We start from the raw sequence: 18,291 nt of genomic DNA on the forward strand, positions 1-18,291 counted from the left end.
AAAAATGATTTATATCAGGCCCAACGGTATTGAACACCTTGTCTTAGGGCTAAATTTTAGCTAAAAGCATCCGAAAATCACAAAATATTCGAAAAGGATTCCATCTATCTTTTTAAATAGATTAATTTTGCCCTTTTAAAATTAAGCCGCATGCAGCTTTCAGAACAAGAAATAGTAAGACGTGAAAAGTTAGAGAAGTTACGCACCCTAGGGATTAACCCCTATCCTGCTGATTTATACCCTGTTAACCATACAACCGCTCAGATTAAATCCAACTATGAAGACGGTAAAAAAGTGGTTATCGCAGGACGCTTGATGTCTCGACGTATTCAAGGTAATGCGAGCTTTGCTGAATTACAAGATAGCGTAGGTCGTGTTCAGGTCTATTTTAATCGCGATGAAATCTGTTCTGGAGAAGATAAAACCAAATACAACACCGTCTATAAAAAACTATTGGATATAGGTGATTTTATAGGAATTGAAGGTGAATTGTTTACCACGAAAGTGGGAGAGAAAACCGTGATGGTAAAGGATTTTACTTTGCTAAGCAAAGCCTTGAGACCACTTCCCTTGCCAAAACAAGATGCGGATGGTAATGTCTATGACGAATTTAATGACCCCGAATTACGATACCGCCAGCGTTACGCTGATTTAGCTGTGAACCCTCATGTAAAAGAGGTCTTTGTAAAGCGTACCAAGCTATTTAATGCCATGCGTGAGTTTTTTAATAAGGCTGGTTATTTTGAGGTCGAAACGCCAATTTTACAACCTATCCCAGGTGGGGCTGCAGCACGGCCATTTGTAACCCATCACAATACATTAGATATGCCGCTCTACATGCGTATAGCAAATGAGCTGTATTTAAAACGTCTTATTGTTGGTGGATTTGAAGGGGTTTATGAGTTTTCAAAAAACTTCAGAAATGAAGGTATGGACCGCACCCATAATCCTGAATTTACAGCTATGGAAATCTATGTGGCCTACAAGGATTACAACTGGATGATGGATTTCTGCGAAAGGCTATTGGAGTACTGTGCATTAGCAGTAAATGGAACCACAAAAGCAACTTTTGGTGAACACAAAATAGATTTCAAAGCACCGTATAAACGCATAACCATGCGGGATTCTATATTGGAATTTACTGGTTTTGATATCTACGGAAAATCTGAGGATGACATTAGGACTGCAGCCAAAGAAATGGGTGTGGACGTTGATGATACCATGGGTAAAGGCAAGCTCATCGATGAAATTTTTGGGGAAAAATGTGAAGGGCACTACATCCAACCGACCTTTATTACAGATTACCCTAAAGAAATGAGTCCGCTGTGCAAGGAGCACCGTGAAAATCCTGAGCTGACCGAGCGCTTTGAACTGATGGTTTGTGGTAAGGAAATAGCCAATGCCTATTCTGAGCTTAACGACCCTATTGACCAGCGCGAACGTTTTGAACATCAGTTAAAACTAGCTCAAAAAGGAGACGACGAGGCCACTGAATTTATAGATTTTGACTTTTTAAGGGCTTTGGAATACGGCATGCCACCAACCTCTGGAATGGGTATTGGTATGGACAGATTAGTGATGTTCCTAACCAATAACCAAAGTATACAAGAGGTTCTGTTCTTTCCACAGATGAAACCAGAGAAGAAAATGCCTGCGATGACCGAAGAGGAAAAAGCGGTCTTTAATATTCTGAAATCGGACTCACCGATAGATTTAAGTACATTAAAGTCAGAATCTGGTTTAAGTAACAAAAAATGGGATAAGACCATTAAGGCGCTCACAAAACATGGGTTGGCCAAAGTCAATAAGACTGAAAAAGGTTTATTTGTTGAGGTGCTTTAAATAGCTATAACTCCCATAAGATACTTCACAAGAAATTATCAAAAAGTAATTCCTTTTTTTCCGTTGAATCTAGGTAGCCTAGGACCTATTGGTTGTCATTATAAAGTTTTTTAGTATTTTGCTTTCACTAAATCAATTAATTTACATGTTGAGGTAATGAAGCGTTTTACACTTTTACTGGTCATAGGCCTTATAGTTTCTTGTAGCAAGGATGATTCCGTAAGTCCTGTTCCTGAAGAACCTATTGTTGCGGAATTCAGAACAAAACTCTCAGAGTTAAACTTGTATACTGGCGCTATGAAGGATTTAAACATTTCCTCTAAAGCCTTCAAATACCAATTGAACACTCCCCTCTTTACGGACTACGCACAAAAGGAACGCCTTATCGCCTTACCAGAAGGAGGACGAATGCGCTTTAATGGCGAGGGACTGCCTATTTTTCCTGATAACACGCTTATTGCTAAAACATTTTATTATAATATAGATAACCGTGACGTGTCATTGGGACGACAAATAATCGAAACTCGGATTCTTATTAAAAGCAATGGTGAATGGACGACTGGAAATTATAAATGGAACGAAGAGCAAACAGATGCCCTCTTAGATCTCAATGGAAGTACAGTCCCTGTGACTTGGATTAATGACGATGGCATTAGTAATTCCATTAATTACGTTATTCCTTCGGATGCGGACTGTTTTACCTGCCATAAGTCTTATGATAATATAACGCCAATAGGTCCTAAACTAAGAAGTCTCAACTTTGAAATAGAAGGTGCTAATCAAATACAACGACTTTTGGATAATGACCAACTTTTTGGTCTTGATAATCCTAACAATGTTAATACTATCGTCAATTGGGAAGATACCTCTCAATCACTAGAATCGAGAGCTAGAGCTTATTTTGACGTAAATTGTGCCCATTGTCATATCCCTGGAGGATTTTGCGAGGATCAATCCATTCTGAATCTAGATCACAGTGTCAATTTAAGCAACTCCTTCATCACCGAAAGAAAAGCCAGTATCCTCAGCAGAGTAAGCTCTTATAATCCAGGATTTAGTATGCCTTTAATCGGTACAACCATAGTTCACGATGAGGGATTGGAGCTTATTGAATCTTATCTCAACACCCTTTAATACTTCCGTTAAATAAATACTAAAGTAATTCCAAGACAAAAAGTTTTCTTCTGAAATTATTACTTTCAGCAAAAAATTTTTAAATCCGACTAACGTGAAATACTCTAACTTTAAACTACTTTTTGTAGTCTTCGCATTATTGGCGTTTTCTTGTTCAACAACAAAAAAGGCCAGTAAATCCAAAAAATCCGATGCAGCGGCAATGTCCAAGGCATCCGGTAAAAAACCAGGAAAAGATGATATTCAACCTTACGCAAAGGTCATCACCAAAGATGCAAAAACAGATGAAGGTCTTTTTGCTGTGCACAATCTTGACGATAAATACTTTTATGAAATACCAGATTCGCTTTTTGAGCGTGAAATGCTCATGGTAACTCGAATTTCTAAGACTGCTGCAGGACTTGGTTTTGGTGGTGGAAAACTGAGTGAACAAGTCCTTCGTTGGCAAAAGAAAGATAAAAAGGTTTTATTAAGAATGGTATCTCATCAGGTAGTTGCCGCGGATTCATTACCAGTTCATGAAGCTGTTGTAAATTCTAACTTTGAGCCAGTCATAGCAACGTTTCCTATCAAAGCTTTTGGAAAAGACTCCACAAGCACCGTTATTGATGTAACAGATTTATTTTCTAAGGATGTAAAACCTCTTGGTTTTCCTCAGCGAAGAAGACAGCAGTACAGAATTACCCGATTGGACCCTCAACTGTCCTATATTGAAAGTCTAAAGTCCTATCCCACAAACATTGAGTCCCGTACTGTAAAGACTTATGCTGCTGGCCAGCCACCATCGAATTCTAATACTGGTGCTATTTCTTTAGAAATCAATAATTCAATGATTTTATTGCCTAAAGTGCCGATGCAACGGCGAATTTTTGATCAGCGTGTAGGTTGGTTTACTAGTGGCACGACGGACTATGGTTTACCGGATCAAAAAAGCAAAACCATTACCTATTTAGACCGGTGGAGATTAGAAGTTAAAGATGAAGATATTGAAAAGTTTAAAAGAGGTGAGCTCGTTGTACCTAAAAAACAAATCGTATACTATATTGATAGGGCTACTCCTGAACAATGGAGACCTTATATTAAACAAGGTATAGAAGATTGGCAGGTAGCTTTTGAAGCCGCTGGTTTTAAGGAGGCTATTATCGCGAAAGACCCTCCAACTCCTGAGGAAGACCCCGAGTGGTCACCAGAAGACGCACGTTATTCTGTAGTACGTTATTTAGCCTCTCCAATACCTAACGCCAATGGACCCCACGTAAGTGACCCACGGTCTGGTGAGATTTTAGAAAGTGATATCAACTGGTATCACAACGTAATGACCTTATTAAGAAACTGGTTCTTTGTGCAAACTGCTGCCATCAATCCTGATGCTAGAGGTGTTGCTTTTAAAGACGAAGTGATGGGACGCTTAATTCGTTTTGTGTCTGCTCATGAAGTGGGCCATACCTTGGGCTTACCTCATAATATGGGTAGTAGCGTAGCCTATCCTGTTGAAAAACTTAGAGACCCTGAATTCACTAAAAAATACGGAACTGCACCATCCATTATGGATTATGCGCGTTTCAATTATGTGGCGCAACCAGGGGACGAAGGCGTTGCTTTAATGCCAAATATTGGTCCTTATGATAAATACGCAATAAACTGGGGTTATAGACCTATTCTTGAAGCAAAAACTGCAGCGGATGAAAAGAAAACCTTAGACAGTTGGATATTAGAGAAAGCTGGCGATCCGATGTACCGCTTTGGAAGACAGCAAAGAGGTGTTATTGATCCAAGTTCTCAAACAGAAGATTTAGGAGACGATGCTGTCCTAGCTAGTGAGTACGGTATTAAAAACCTTAAGCGAATTCTTCCAAATTTAATGGAATGGACCGCTGAGGATGGTAAAAATTATGATGATCTTGAAACTATGTATGGCCAAGTCCTAGGACAATTTAACCGTTACATGGGTCACGTGGCTTCTAATATTGGCGGCGTATATGAATACTATAAAACCTACGATCAAGAAGGTGCCGTATATACGCATGTTGATGCAGACCATCAGAAGAAAGCCATGCAGTTCATTCAAGACCAGTTGTTCACGACTCCAGAGTGGATGCTAGATAATGACATCTTCAATAAGTTTGAAAGTGCCGGACATATCGAACGTGTTAGAAGTATACAAACACGTACCTTAAATAACATGATGGACTTTGGACGCATGCAGCGCCTGTTGGAAAATGAATCTATTAATGGTGATGAAGCCTATGGCTTATATGATATGATGAAAGATTTACGTAAAGGCTTATTTAGCGAATTGCGAAATGGGCAAAAAATAGATATCTATAGACGTAATCTACAACGCGCCTATATTGAGCGTATGGAGTACATTATGAAAAATGAGCAACCTGAAATACCAGCGCAATTTAGACGATTTTTTAGCGGCACATCCGTTAATGTAAGCCAATCTGACATTAGAGCTGTTGTAAGAGCAGAATTAAAAACATTGAGAAGTCAATTGAGAAATGCTAGAGGGGCAGATGATATGAGTAGAATCCATATTGCCGATGCATATGAACGCGTAGATGATATACTCGATCCCAATAATTAATAAGATGTAATTATATAAGAAAGGCTCCACTAATTGGGGCCTTTTTTATTTTTAATCCGCAGGCAAAAAGAATTCAGAAAAATCAAATAGCTCATATACTATTAAATTATATATCTTTATAACTTAAAATTTAAAAATCATGAAAAAACTGTTTCTTTTGATGGCCATTGGCTTGACCTTCAGCCTAAATGCACAGGATTTAAAGTCACTTTCCAAGGCTAAGGAAGGTGTTACAAAATCCGTAGATCAAAGCTCTTTTGTAGAAAAATTTGCAGGAGACCAAGTAAAAAAATTAACTGAGAAATTCAACTTGTCCGAAGCACAACAAACACAAGTTAGTGACTTGGTAGTTTCTCAATTAAAGACTGAAAAATTTCAGAAATTAATTGGGAGTTTCTCTCCAGCTCAACTCATGGGGTCGGGAGCACAAGATAAAATTTCCTCTAATTTAATGGAAAGTGATGAATTTAAAGCTGGCATGAACAAGGTGCTAAACGAAGAACAAAAAAAGAAGAACTAATACTTAAAGTTTTTTAGTTTACAGCGATATTAAAAAGGGCAGCAAATTGATTTGCTGCCCTTTTTAGTTTAAAATTTTGTCTATTTGGGCATTATAAGCATCAAAGTGCATCAAATTGTTGTGACCACCTCCAATTAGGGAAATAAAGGTGATCTTATCTGAAGACGCTGTTTCCTTAAGTTTTAAACCCGACGCATACGGCACCACCTTATCGTCGGTGCCATGAAAAATATATATGGGGCAGTTTACGGATTGAATGAATTCGTAAGTTGGAAATTTATATCTGAGTAATTTGGACACAGGAAACATAGGAAAACGCTGTTTAGCAACATCCTCAATACTGTAATAGGGTGTCTCTAAAATCAATGTCCTGGGCTTGTTTTTGTGCGCTACAAATGATGCTATTCCAGTACCTAGGGAGCGTCCATATAAAATAACTGCCTCTTCAGGGTAGTGTTGTAAGAGGTAATTATAGCAATACTGAGCATCATCATAGAAGGCATTCTCGCTGAGTTTCCCCTTACTTTTCCCATAAGTTCTGTAATCCATGACCAAAACATCGTAGTTTTTTTCTACGAAATATTCCGTGATTTTACCCCATCGGCTTAGATCGCCAGCATTACCATGAAAATAAAGAATAACGCCTTTTGGTTGGTCTACCTTAAAATGTATGGCATTGATAGTGGCATCGGCTTCAGGGTGAAGAAAGACCTCTTTAAAGGGATAATTGAACTCAAACTGATGGTCTGTTTGTAGTTCTGTTGGCAAAAACAACAATTTTTCTTGAAATAAATATAAGGAGGCTCCAATCATAACATATATACCAAAGAGGATGGCAAAGACGTACTTAAGCTTGTTTCTTAGACTTTTTTGAACTGTGTTTAACATTAATGCTTGTAGTTTCTAAATCTATGGGTTTGGGCTCATTATTCAATATATCATCCAACATTTTATGGTAGGCTTCAAAATTGTTTAGGTTTTTATGACCACCACCAATTACCGTGTGCATCTTAGTGCGCTCTCCGTTTATTTGAGCCAATTTCACACTAGACTTATAGGGAATCAATTTATCATGAGTCCCGTGGATAATGTGTATAGGACATTCCACGTATTTTAACCATTTATAGGTAGGCAAGGGATACTTTAGTAGTAGCGATAAGGGCATAAAAGGGGCATAGCGGGCCGTAACCTTTGTAAGACTGTAATAGGGCGCATCTAAGATTAGCATTTTAGGGTTGTTCATGGAAGCTAACTTGGTGGCAAAACCAGAGCCCAAAGAACGGCCATAAAGAATAATACGGTCTTCCGTTGTTAGCTCCTTAAGTTTGTTGTAGACTAATTGTAAATCGCGCTTAATGGCTTTTTGAGAGCGTTTCCCGGTACTCTTGCCAAACCCACGATAATCTACCATTAAAACATTATAGCCATGTCTGGTGAAATCAACGGCAAACTTCCCCCAACCTTTAATACTTTTTGAATTTCCCTTGAGATAGAGAACTACACCTCTACTTTCACCTTTTGGAAAAAAGCGCAGGCCATTAATGACAGCGCCATCCCGAGTTTTAAGGTTGTATTCCTTTATATCCTGGTTCTCATAATTGAATTGATAATCCGATGGCAACTTTTCAGGCTTAAAAAGCATATAATCCTGTAAGTAATATAAGACGATACTAATCGCCATATAAATAGCCAGAATTAAAAGTAATGTTGAAAGCCAGTAAGGCATAGGGTCTGTGCAAAGTTTCTAACAAGATAGAAAAAATTAAGCGTATTTTTTTCTATCGTGATTATTTGTCATCCAACCGGCCAAGCTTGTAGGTGTTATTTGATGCATCAAGAGATTAAGAATACCCCCCTTATTTAAGTCATTATTGTTTTGGCCAAGACGCTAATTTTGACATAATCTGTTTTATATATCCTAGGTGTATTTATGGCAAAAAACTAGCCTGCAGTTAGAACATCATACTGTAGAATCCAAAAATCATCATTAAAATCAAACCTCTGAACACCTTTTTCAACGTTTTCTAAAATAAATTACTATTTTAGTCCTGAATTTATTAAATGAAATGAAATGAAAAAACTTATAACATTTTGCGTCTTCACGATTGCAATGGTTTTAGGAACAGCAACCATAGAAGCCCAAACCAAGAAAGTAGATATAAATGCCGTTGCCGCTGAACAGACAGAGGCGCTAAGGCAAAAAATAAAATTTAACGATGAGCAACGCGATGAAGTCTACAAGGTCTTTCAGAGATATACGGAACGTAAGGTAAAAATAAAGGCTAATCCTGAAAATTCTGATCAAGCCTTGGCCAAACTAAATTACTATCGCGATTTCCGATTAAAGGAAATTTTTACGGAAGAGCAATACAGTGCCTATTTGGCGCTTAAAAATCAATAGATACCTAAAAATCAATAGAGAACCCCACCAAAAGCGGGGTTTTTTCGTTTATAATTCCTTAGCAACTTGCTCTACGGCAGCGATGGTCTCGTTCAAGTCTTGATAGCTTAGGGCGTCCGTAATAAACCAAGATTCAAAAGCACTGGGTGCAATGTAAATGCCCTTGTTCAGCATCCCGTGGAAGAAGGTTTTAAAGGTATCGTTATTTCCCTTGGCAGCCGATTTAAAATCCACCACCTTATCTTTACAAAAATGGACGGAAATCATCGACCCTATGCGGTTTATAGTGTAGTCTATATTATTTCTATCCAACACATCAGCCATACCGACGTGCAGGTATTTTGTTTTTTCTTCCAATCTGTTCATTAAGCCTTTGTCCGCATTAATCGCTTTAAGCATGGCAAGTCCTGCGGCCATGGCCAAGGGATTACCGCTTAAGGTCCCTGCCTGATACACGGGTCCGGTTGGTGCCAAATAATCCATAATTTCACTTCTAGCCGCAAACGCACCTACCGGCAACCCACCGCCAATAACCTTCCCGAAACAAACCATATCGGCATAAACACCCTTGAGCTCTTGAACGCCACCTTTGGCCAATCTAAATCCGGTCATGACCTCATCAAAAATCAGAAGAATATCATTGGTGTCGCAAAGGTGCCTTAGGGCTTCAAGAAATCCTTCCTTTGGCGGGATACAGCCCATATTACCGGCCACAGGCTCTATGATAATGGCAGCTATTTCGTTGGGATTAGCAGTAATGAGTTTTTCAACACTCCCTAGGTCGTTGTAGGTGGCCAATAAGGTGTCTTTGGCGGTCCCCTGTGTAACTCCAGGACTATTGGGCGTACCAAATGTTACCGCCCCACTTCCGGCTTCGATCAAAAATGCATCACTATGGCCGTGATAACATCCAGCAAACTTGACAATCTTTTCTTTTTTTGTGAATCCACGCGCAAGTCGTATAGCACTCATGCAGGCTTCCGTACCAGAATTGACAAATCGTATTTTATCGATATTAGGCACCATGGACACGGCTAGTTCGGCGATCTTATTTTCAAGCTCCGTGGGCATTCCAAAGGAGGTTCCTGCCTTGGCCCTTTCAATAACGGCATCTACAACAGGTGGAAAAGCGTGGCCCAATAGCATTGGGCCCCATGAATTAATATAATCTATATAGCGATTACCGTCCTCGTCATACACATAGGCCCCTTTCGCCGATTTAGCAAAAATCGGTGTGCCGCCAACGGCCTTAAAGGCCCTAACAGGAGAATTCACACCACCTGGAATCACAGTCTGTGCTTCTTTAAACAAAGCACTGCTTCTTTTGTACATCATATTATTTTGGAATCATAAGCTCTTGACCAGCAGCAAGATCATTGGATATCATATTATTAAGTTCCTTAATGGCCTCTACCGAGGTGTTGTAACGTTTGGCCAAACTGTAGAGGGTATCACCCTTTTCTACGATATAGCGCTGAACACCACTATTAACTACCACTCTCTTAGGAGAGGTTTTACCTAAGACCTCCTGGTCATATCTATAAAGTTCATAACGTTCAATAAGGCTTATCAATTTTTGCGGATAGCGCCTATCTGTGGCGTAACCGGCAGCTTTCAACCCTCTGGCCCAACCCTTGTAATCATCCTGTCTTAGTTCAAAAAGGGAAGCATAGCGTCGGCGCCCAGTTAAAAACTCTGAGTGGTCTCTATAGGAAGATTCGGCTTTTTTATACTTTCTAAAACATTCTTGGGACCGGTCATCATCGTGGTATATTTTTGAACCATTCCAACCGTGACATTTTATCCCGAAATGATTGTTAGCCTCAACCGCCAATCGGCCACGACCGGAACCAGACTCTAAAATACCTTGCGCTAAAATTATACTGGCTGGTATTTTAGCGGTGCGCATCTGGTTTTTGGCAATACTAGAATATTGCTGGATATAAGCGTCAGTGGAGGTAGGAGGATTTTCAGGTGTGCTAGTTACAGGCTCTGCAGACGGCTCTTCTGTCCTTCTGTCCTCCACCGTTTCAACCTTGGTACTTTCGTTTTTCTTTTTTGTGACTATCCCTTTTTTTGGTCCGCAACCATAAAGAAGGACCATTAAGACAAGTGCTGTATATACTATTCGTAGGTTCATACCTCTATTAATGGCAAATTTTTTCGTTTTAGTTTTACATTCATGCCGGCTAACCCCTGCAAACCACCTGTATGGATAGCTAGTATTTTCGAGTTTTGCGGAAAATACCCCTTTTCGATTAAATCAAAGAGACCATACATCATTTTACCTGTATATATGGGGTCTAAGGGAATGTTACAGGTGTTTTTAAACCTATTAATAAACGCAATTAATTCAGGATTTATTTTAGCATAGCCCCCAAAATGATAGTCAGACATCAGCTCCCAATTATCTTGGGTAGCAAATTTACGAATATCTTTACGTAAAAAATCACCTTTTAACGCTGGAAATCCTATAATCCGTTGATGGGGTTTAGACGCATTGATTAGACCAGCAATGGTGCCACCTGTGCCAACACAGCAACAAATAACATCGAATTGCTCATCGTCCTTAGTTAAAATCTCCTCACAGCCTTGCACGGCGAGTGCATTTGTACCGCCTTCCGGGATGAGATAAAAATCGCCAAATAAATCGTTTAGTCTGTTGTGAAAGTCAGGGCTCATCTTATGTCGGTATTGCACACGAGATATAAAATGCAAATCCATACCACAGGCCCTTGCAAACTTTAAGGTGGGGTTGGATTCTATTTGAGTGTCCAACTCTGCACCGCGTATAACCCCAATTGTATTTAAGCCATAAATGTTGCCCGCATAGGCCGTTGCGGCTATGTGGTTTGAAAAAGCACCCCCAAAGGTTAACAATGTGGTTTTTTTTAATCGCTTTGCCTCACTAATATTATACTTGAGCTTGCGGTATTTATTACCGGAAATAAAGGGATGTATAAGATCTTCACGCTTTAAAAACAATGAGACATTACTATTTTTAATAGCTATTGGGGAATTTATAATAGGTGTTCTTAAGACATCCATATGGCAAAAGTATCAAGAAAATTGTACATCTGCGGGATTGCAAATTCTAATCTCAACATGGTTTTGTCTTAAAATTACACTTTAACGATGTTTTTTAACGTTTTATCGATAAAAAAATTTTTTATTATCGTTTTTTTTCTTACGTTTGTTCCTGTATAATTCGTTATGCACCCCAATCTATAACTAATTTAAATGTGTTTGATCCATTTAATACCAGACCTACTATGAAAAATTATACCAAGTTTTTCAAAAACTTTATCGAAATATTCGCATTGGTTTTACCAAATCATCTAAGTAAACTACTTGTTTTTTTCACTTTATTACTAAGCGCTAATGTAGTTTCTGCCCAATTACCACAATTTTATAATTTTGAATCGGGTGGGCAAGGCTGGACGAGTAATGGAAATGATTCAGGATTTATCGCAAGTCCCTGGTCATGCAACGGTAACCGGGCAATTTATTCTAAAGATGACGACATAAACAGAAATAGAATGACGTCACCTGCAATAAACCTCACCCCTTATACTAGCATTACTATCTCATTTTGTCACAAGAGCTTTTCTCTTGATAACAATGAAGGGTTTATTTTAGAATTCTTTGATGGCGGGTCTTGGATAACTGTCCGTTCGTATCAAAAAAATACAGACTTCTTTGGAAATGGAGCAGGTACGTCAACAAATTTTTCGGAAACACTATCCAATACAGTATTTACATTTGCTGCAAATTCGAGATTTCGATTTTCTGGTACAGCTAATGAAAATGGTGAATGGAATATGTTTGATAATATAGACATTACTGAAAACTGCTCCCCATCCACGGGAAATGGCACGACTACCTTGGCCTGCCCGTCTATTGATGCAGGAGGTATTGGTCAATCAGGTGGAGATGTAACTATTAGTTGCTCGGTAGCTAGTACAAATCTAGAAGCCAATTATTTACAACTCGGTGAAACCACAGACTATTTAGTAGAGTCTATTCCATACGCCCCACCTTTTCAATTTGGGTGTTTGTCCAATCCTGTCAGTGTGAATCAAGATGATGTATGGTCACCAGTAGTCAATTTACCATTTGATTTTTGTTTTTATGGGAATACCTACAATTCCTGTGTCATAGGCTCCAATGGTGTTATATCCTTTGATACGAGTCTGGCCAATGGGCCTTCAGGTTGGCGGATTCTTAGAAATGTTCCTGATGTATTTAATGCCACTGATTATCAAGGTCCGCCTAGTGCTCCGAGACGGGATTTCTTTTTTGGTCCCTCCATTTATGGGGTGCATCATGATGTAGACCCTAGTGTCGGCGGTGAGATTGGCTATCAACTCATTACATTAAATACGGGGTGCCGTGCTTTGGTGGCCGCTTGGAATAATGTACCCATGTATTCCAACAATTCGTTATTATACACAGGAATGATTGTGTTTTATGAAGATACCAACGTCATTGAGGTCTATATCAAAGAGAAACAGGTAGATGGTATTTGGAATGAAGGTAACGGAACAATAGCCATACAGGAAAATAGTAGCAATGGACTAGCAGCACCTGGGAGAAACTCGGCCTCTCCAAATTGGACAGCTACTGATGAGGCCTGGCGTTTTACACCCAATGGGGCTTCTATTACGGAATTAAAATGGTATGAAAATGCCATTGCCCCAGCCAATGAAATTATTGACCCCGACGATGATGGGGTCATTACCGTAACACCTTTAGAAACCACAACCTACTTTGCCGAGGTGACCTACACCCTTTGTAACGGCACCACTATTGTTGAGTCCGATGCTACTACGGTGACCGTTACCGGTAAGAAAACCTGGAACGGTTCCCAAAGTACGGCTTGGGAAAACCCCAACAATTGGACACCTGTTGGCATTCCAGTATCTACAAATTGTATTACTATTCCTAACACTGGTAATGACCCCATTATGGCGAGTACCACAGATGGCAATGGCCTTACATTAGACATTGAAGATGGCGCCTCATTAACCCAATTATCAAACTCAAGCTTAACGATTGGCGAGGGCATAACCATTGAACCTAATGGAGACCTCGAAATCAGGGATGACGCTAGCCTCATCCAAATTACCGATGTCGCCACCAACCAAAATGTGGGTACGGCCCGAGTGCAACGCGAAGTCACCGGCGTGGACTATTTTGATTACGTCTATTGGTCGTCTCCCGTAGATGCCTTTAATGTCGAAGATATTTCGCCAGGCACGCCACCTTTTGGATTATATGAATGGAGTCCTACCACAATCAATGGTACCCCAGGAAGTCATGGAGATTGGATAAGCACCTCTGGTAATATGACCTTAGGAAAGGGCTACATTGTTAGAGGCCTCTTAGGAGGACCACTACCTAATACAGTGGAGTTTCAAGGGGTATTGAACAATGGTCAAATCGCTGTACCGATTTCGCATGGGGGTTACTCTGGGCCTGATTATGGCGGTATAGGAAATACGGCCACCGAAGACGACGATAACTGGAACCTTTTGGGCAACCCTTATCCATCCTCCATTTCATTAACTGATTTTACCGCGGCTAATCCGGATATTGACGGTACCCTCTATTTTTGGAGACATCTAACCGCAGCCAATACTGCTGTAGTGGACCCTTTCTTTGAAGACTATGTCTATAATTATTCTGCTAGTGACTACCTCACGGCTAATAGCTCGGGGTCAACACCACCTGGTTTCAGTGGCTTTATTGCTTCCGGACAAGGCTTCTTTGCCCTGATGCTAGATTCAGCGCCTACGAGTAGCAATGCCATCTTTAGCAATACCATGCGCGGCACCTATGATAATAGTTCGTTTTTCAGACAAGGGACAAGTTCAAATACCACGAAACACAGAATTTGGTTAGACTTTGTCAACGAGCAAAACAACACCGCCAACTCTGTTCTAGTCGGTTATATTGATGGCGCTACGGATGGTATAGACAGATTATACGATGGTTATTCAATAAATAAATCCAGTCAACAATTTTATTCGTGGTTTGCAGATGAGAAATTGGCCATTAACGGTAAAGCACTTCCGTTTAATGACAGTGATTTTATAAATCTTGGATATCAAGCCCCAACACAGGGTCGCTTTTCCATAACCATAAATGCATTGGACGGTTTATTTGAATCCACAACGCAACGCATTTATTTGGAAGACAAGGAGCTCAATATGATTCACGATTTGAGGATTAGCCCGTACACGTTTTCAACCGATGAAGGCATCTTTGATAATAGGTTTGTTCTGCGATTCTCCAATGCCGCATTAAGCACTCCAGATGAAGAACTGGCTGATCGCGTCACTATTAAAAAGATACGAACGACCATCACGGTAGAATCGATTCAAAGTGCGATTACGTCGTTTGAACTAATCGATATCCAAGGCCGCGTAATCCATAAAAATTTAAATATCAATACCATGACATTTAATTTTGATACCCAAAATTTGAGTAGCGGTACTTATATTGTCAAGGTATCACTGGATAACGGTGGTGTGCAAATGAAAAAATTAATTATTTAAATATATAATTTAAGACATTCCAAAAGGGCCTTGTTTTTAAGTAAGCAAGGTCTTTTTCATGGGCATAGGCCTCGCGTTCAAAAGATAAGTGCCTGTAAGCAGCCTCCCAATTTCTATAGCTATGCAGGCGGTATATAAATTCGGCCACATACAGCACATAAAATGGTATTATTAGTAACTCCAGTTGTTGTTTGAGATGAATACTTTCATGGTTAATTAAAACCTTGTCGTCTCTCAATTTCCTATCTTTAATAAGAATTATCGGAAAGATTGTGATGGCGTTATACCCTTTGGGCACAAGGTATTTTGAAACATGTATCATACGATGGATTGAGCAAAAATCAATCCAAATTACATTATCTTTGTAATGAATGAAAAAGATTATACCCATAGAAGACGGTGATTACTACTTAACTCCAGAAGGATATCGTTGTTTTACGGAGCAATATCTATTAAAACGCGGGTATTGTTGTGAAAGTGGCTGTAGGCACTGCCCTTATGGATTTAACAGCGCAACATCATCAAGGGTAGATAAAAATAAAACAAAAGGTAGATAATGGAGCTAACAAGACAATCATTCAAGGCAGAAATTCTGGAAGGTATACCTGACATCCTTCCAGATGTAAAACCCTATGACGGGTCTATAAATCACGCTCCTAAGCGCAAATCTATTTTAACTGCCGAAGAGACGAAATTAGCCCTTAAGAACGCCTTGCGTTATTTTGATGAGATACATCATAAAACCCTATTGCCAGAATTTAAGCACGAACTAGACACCTATGGTCGTATCTACATGTATCGGTTCAGACCCAGTTATAAAATGTACGCCAGGCCAATTTCTGAATATCCAGCAAAGACCAAACAAGCCGCGGCCATTATGCTAATGATTCAAAATAATTTAGACCACGCGGTGGCACAACACCCCCATGAACTCATCACATATGGCGGAAATGGTGCTGTTTTTCAGAATTGGGCCCAATACAGATTAACCATGAAGTACTTGGCAGAGATGACTGATGAACAAACCTTAGTCATGTACTCAGGTCATCCCATGGGACTATTCCCATCCCACAAGGATGCACCAAGGGCCGTAGTTACCAATGGCATGATGATTCCAAATTATTCCCAACCGGACGATTGGGAAAAATTCAATGCGCTTGGTGTGACGCAGTATGGGCAAATGACAGCTGGGAGCTATATGTATATCGGTCCACAAGGTATCGTTCACGGTACCACCATTACGGTACTCAATGGATTTAGAAGAATCGGAAAGTCCCCGAAAGGCCATTTGTTTGTGACCTCAGGTTTGGGAGGAATGTCCGGTGCTCAACCCAAAGCTGGGAGTATTGCTGGCTGTATTACGGTTTGCGCCGAAGTCAACCCTAAAATCACACAAATTCGATTAGACCAAGGTTGGATAGACGAAAAAATCACGGACATAAATACACTTGTGCAGCGTGTCAGAAAAGCAAAGAAGGATCAAGAAACAGTGTCTTTAGCCTATCTCGGTAATGTTGTAGATGTTTGGGAAACCTTCGATAGAGAGCATATACATATAGACCTTGGTAGCGACCAAACCTCCTTACACAATCCATGGGCGGGCGGTTACTATCCTGTGAGCTTATCCTTTGAGGAAGCCAATACTATGATGGCTGAACATCCAGATGTTTTTAAGACACATGTGCAGAAAAGTTTGCGACGACAAGCTAAAGCCATCAACGCGCATACTGCCAGAGGCACCTATTTTTTCGATTATGGCAATGCGTTTTTATTGGAAGCGTCTAGAGCCGGTGCAGATGTTATGGCCGATAACGGTATTGATTTTAAGTATCCTAGTTACGTTCAGGATATTATGGGCCCTATGTGTTTCGATTATGGTTTCGGACCTTTTAGATGGGTCTGTGCGTCGAGTAAACCAGAAGACTTAGTAAAAACCGATGCCATTGCCTGTGAGGTGTTGAAAGGCCTGATGCAGGGCGCTCCGGAAGAGATACAACAACAAATGGCGGATAATATACAATGGATAAAAAGTGCACAAGAGAACCATCTTGTCGTTGGATCACAAGCCAGAATTTTATATGCCGATGCAGAAGGCCGTATAAAAATAGCCCAAGCCTTTAACAATGCCATTGCATCCGGTGAGATTGGAGAGGTCATCTTAGGAAGAGACCACCACGATGTTTCGGGAACGGATTCTCCGTACAGGGAGACGAGCAATATTTATGACGGATCTCGTTTTACGGCTGATATGGCCATTCAAAATGTCATTGGCGATAGCTTTAGAGGCGCCACTTGGGTGAGCATTCACAACGGCGGTGGCGTTGGTTGGGGAGAGGTTATAAATGGTGGATTCGGCATGATTCTTGATGGTAGTAAAGAGGCATCAAAACGATTACAGCAAATGCTTTTTTGGGATGTTAATAATGGTATCTCGAGACGCAGTTGGGCACGCAATGAAGGTGCTATTTTTGCCATTAAACGGGCTATGGCCTCCGAACCTAATTTAAAGGTAACTTTGCCTAACCCTATTGACCCTGAGTTGTTGGAAAACATTTAAAAAAACTTGATATGAAAAATTTAAAAGCGTTATTCGAAGTTTCTCCCAAAATAAACTTCAGCACAAAGCGATTGGCCAACCTCCTCCCTATAATGGTGATGGCCTTCCTTTTATCCTCCTGCAGCAGTGTTAGAGTTGCCGTGGATTATGAAAGAGGCACTGACTTTAATAAGTACAAAAGTTTTGCATTTTATAAACCTGGAATAGATCAAGCAGAGATTAGTGATATTGATAAGCGGCGTATCCTAAGGGCCATTGAATCAGAACTCCTTGCAAAGGGCATGACCAAATCCGAAAACCCTGATATGCTGGTTAGCATATTCACCAAATCCAACCAACGCGTAGATGTTTATAACAACGCTTGGGGCGGCTGGGGCTGGGGCGGCTGGGGCTGGGGCCCAGGATGGGGCTGGGGCCCAGGTTGGGGCTGGGGTCCTGGATGGGGCGGCGGCTTCGGTGGAAATCAAGTATCGACCTCAGTTGAAGGCATGCTTTTTATTGATTTTATAGATGCTGAAAAGAAAGAATTGATTTGGCAAGGCTCAGGTACCGGTTACCTCGTGACTCAAAATGTTGAAAAAAAAGAAGCGCGTATGAAGGAATTTGTAGCTAAAACCTTAGAACAGTTCCCTCCACAGAAAAAATAATTAACAACACGTATAAACCAAAAGCACTGAAGACTATTTC

General features: G+C 40.2%; 15 protein-coding genes. 9 read left to right on the forward strand and 6 right to left on the reverse strand.

The annotated features are described in order from the left end of the window. The first annotated feature begins 150 nt into the window (after positions 1–150). The 4 genes from lysS to CA834_RS12440 all read left to right on the forward strand — a co-directional run bounded on the left by lysS (position 151) and on the right by CA834_RS12440 (position 6,086). Positions 151–1,842, forward strand: coding sequence for a lysine--tRNA ligase (gene lysS / locus CA834_RS12425; protein WP_094969044.1), 1,692 nt, complete (start codon positions 151–153; stop codon positions 1,840–1,842). A 156-nt stretch (positions 1,843–1,998) separates the two neighbouring features. Beyond that, the gene (locus CA834_RS12430; protein WP_240507598.1) at positions 1,999–2,976 is read left to right on the forward strand and encodes a hypothetical protein; all 978 of its coding nucleotides are present in this window, start codon (positions 1,999–2,001) and stop codon (positions 2,974–2,976) included. 202 nt (positions 2,977–3,178) lie between these two features. Further along, positions 3,179–5,566, forward strand: coding sequence for a zinc-dependent metalloprotease (locus CA834_RS12435; protein ID WP_094969180.1), 2,388 nt, complete (start codon positions 3,179–3,181; stop codon positions 5,564–5,566). 139 nt (positions 5,567–5,705) lie between these two features. Then, on the forward strand, positions 5,706–6,086 hold the full coding sequence (locus CA834_RS12440) for a hypothetical protein (RefSeq protein WP_094969045.1): 381 nt from the start codon (positions 5,706–5,708) through the stop codon (positions 6,084–6,086). A 63-nt stretch (positions 6,087–6,149) separates the two neighbouring features. On the opposite strand, the gene CA834_RS12445 is transcribed toward CA834_RS12440, so the two are convergent. After that, the gene (locus CA834_RS12445; RefSeq protein ID WP_240507599.1) at positions 6,150–6,854 is read right to left on the reverse strand and encodes an alpha/beta hydrolase; all 705 of its coding nucleotides are present in this window, start codon (positions 6,852–6,854) and stop codon (positions 6,150–6,152) included. 79 nt (positions 6,855–6,933) lie between these two features. Further along, positions 6,934–7,812, reverse strand: a complete 879-nt coding sequence (locus CA834_RS12450; protein WP_094969047.1) for an alpha/beta hydrolase — start codon at positions 7,810–7,812, stop codon at positions 6,934–6,936. A gap of 345 nt (positions 7,813–8,157) precedes the next feature. Between CA834_RS12450 and CA834_RS12455 the strand changes: the two genes are divergently transcribed. Next, on the forward strand, positions 8,158–8,487 hold the full coding sequence (locus CA834_RS12455; RefSeq protein ID WP_133085502.1) for a hypothetical protein: 330 nt from the start codon (positions 8,158–8,160) through the stop codon (positions 8,485–8,487). Positions 8,488–8,535: 48 nt separating this feature from the next. Here the strand turns inward: CA834_RS12455 and hemL are convergent, their stop codons facing one another. From hemL to CA834_RS12470, 3 genes are read right to left on the reverse strand one after another with little or no spacing between them, the layout of a single operon-like run. After that, entirely contained in the window at positions 8,536–9,822 is a 1,287-nt protein-coding gene (gene hemL / locus CA834_RS12460) for a glutamate-1-semialdehyde 2,1-aminomutase (protein WP_094969049.1), read from the reverse strand. Between the two features lies 1 nt (position 9,823). Then, positions 9,824–10,627: a glucosaminidase domain-containing protein gene (locus CA834_RS12465; protein ID WP_094969050.1), complete on the reverse strand. Its 804-nt coding sequence runs from the start codon at positions 10,625–10,627 to the stop codon at positions 9,824–9,826. Beyond that, positions 10,624–11,535, reverse strand: a complete 912-nt coding sequence (locus CA834_RS12470) for a 1-aminocyclopropane-1-carboxylate deaminase/D-cysteine desulfhydrase (protein WP_094969051.1) — start codon at positions 11,533–11,535, stop codon at positions 10,624–10,626. Before CA834_RS12470 ends, CA834_RS12465 begins: the two co-directional genes overlap by 4 nt. Before the next feature lie 224 nt (positions 11,536–11,759). Between CA834_RS12470 and CA834_RS12475 the strand changes: the two genes are divergently transcribed. After that, complete coding sequence (locus CA834_RS12475) at positions 11,760–15,047, forward strand: T9SS type A sorting domain-containing protein (protein WP_094969052.1); 3,288 nt, start codon at positions 11,760–11,762, stop codon at positions 15,045–15,047. Here CA834_RS12475 and CA834_RS12480 read toward each other — a convergent pair. Continuing rightward, positions 15,040–15,369, reverse strand: coding sequence for a hypothetical protein (locus CA834_RS12480; RefSeq protein WP_094969053.1), 330 nt, complete (start codon positions 15,367–15,369; stop codon positions 15,040–15,042). The two genes, CA834_RS12475 and CA834_RS12480, sit on opposite strands and share 8 nt — an antisense overlap. A 49-nt stretch (positions 15,370–15,418) precedes the next feature. Between CA834_RS12480 and CA834_RS12485 the strand changes: the two genes are divergently transcribed. The 3 genes from CA834_RS12485 to CA834_RS12495 are packed head-to-tail and all read left to right on the forward strand — an operon-like array spanning position 15,419 to position 18,251. Continuing rightward, positions 15,419–15,604 (forward strand): DUF5522 domain-containing protein, encoded by a 186-nt coding sequence (locus CA834_RS12485; RefSeq protein ID WP_094969054.1) that lies wholly within the window; start codon positions 15,419–15,421, stop codon positions 15,602–15,604. Further along, positions 15,604–17,604 carry a urocanate hydratase gene (locus CA834_RS12490; RefSeq protein ID WP_094969055.1) on the forward strand — a complete coding sequence of 667 codons (2,001 nt, stop codon included), beginning with the start codon at positions 15,604–15,606 and terminating at the stop codon, positions 17,602–17,604. Before CA834_RS12485 ends, CA834_RS12490 begins: the two co-directional genes overlap by 1 nt. 11 nt (positions 17,605–17,615) lie before the next feature. Then, positions 17,616–18,251, forward strand: a complete 636-nt coding sequence (locus CA834_RS12495) for a DUF4136 domain-containing protein (protein ID WP_094969056.1) — start codon at positions 17,616–17,618, stop codon at positions 18,249–18,251. The last annotated feature ends 40 nt before the right edge of the window (positions 18,252–18,291 follow it).

It is taken from the genome of Winogradskyella aurantia (assembly GCF_002266855.1).
Classification (GTDB): domain Bacteria; phylum Bacteroidota; class Bacteroidia; order Flavobacteriales; family Flavobacteriaceae; genus Winogradskyella; species Winogradskyella aurantia.

Coding starts and splice junctions, on each gene's coding strand:
- CA834_RS12485 (WP_094969054.1), top strand. CDS start 15,419: ATGAAAAAGATTATACCCATAGAAGACGGTGATTACTACTTAACTCCA.
- CA834_RS12465 (WP_094969050.1), bottom strand. CDS start 10,627: ATGAACCTACGAATAGTATATACAGCACTTGTCTTAATGGTCCTTCTT.
- CA834_RS12455 (WP_133085502.1), top strand. CDS start 8,158: ATGAAAAAACTTATAACATTTTGCGTCTTCACGATTGCAATGGTTTTA.
- lysS (WP_094969044.1), top strand. CDS start 151: ATGCAGCTTTCAGAACAAGAAATAGTAAGACGTGAAAAGTTAGAGAAG.
- hemL (WP_094969049.1), bottom strand. CDS start 9,822: ATGATGTACAAAAGAAGCAGTGCTTTGTTTAAAGAAGCACAGACTGTG.
- CA834_RS12480 (WP_094969053.1), bottom strand. CDS start 15,369: ATGATACATGTTTCAAAATACCTTGTGCCCAAAGGGTATAACGCCATC.
- CA834_RS12435 (WP_094969180.1), top strand. CDS start 3,179: ATGTCCAAGGCATCCGGTAAAAAACCAGGAAAAGATGATATTCAACCT.
- CA834_RS12450 (WP_094969047.1), bottom strand. CDS start 7,812: ATGCCTTACTGGCTTTCAACATTACTTTTAATTCTGGCTATTTATATG.
- CA834_RS12490 (WP_094969055.1), top strand. CDS start 15,604: ATGGAGCTAACAAGACAATCATTCAAGGCAGAAATTCTGGAAGGTATA.
- CA834_RS12495 (WP_094969056.1), top strand. CDS start 17,616: ATGAAAAATTTAAAAGCGTTATTCGAAGTTTCTCCCAAAATAAACTTC.
- CA834_RS12440 (WP_094969045.1), top strand. CDS start 5,706: ATGAAAAAACTGTTTCTTTTGATGGCCATTGGCTTGACCTTCAGCCTA.
- CA834_RS12475 (WP_094969052.1), top strand. CDS start 11,760: ATGAAAAATTATACCAAGTTTTTCAAAAACTTTATCGAAATATTCGCA.
- CA834_RS12470 (WP_094969051.1), bottom strand. CDS start 11,535: ATGGATGTCTTAAGAACACCTATTATAAATTCCCCAATAGCTATTAAA.
- CA834_RS12430 (WP_240507598.1), top strand. CDS start 1,999: ATGAAGCGTTTTACACTTTTACTGGTCATAGGCCTTATAGTTTCTTGT.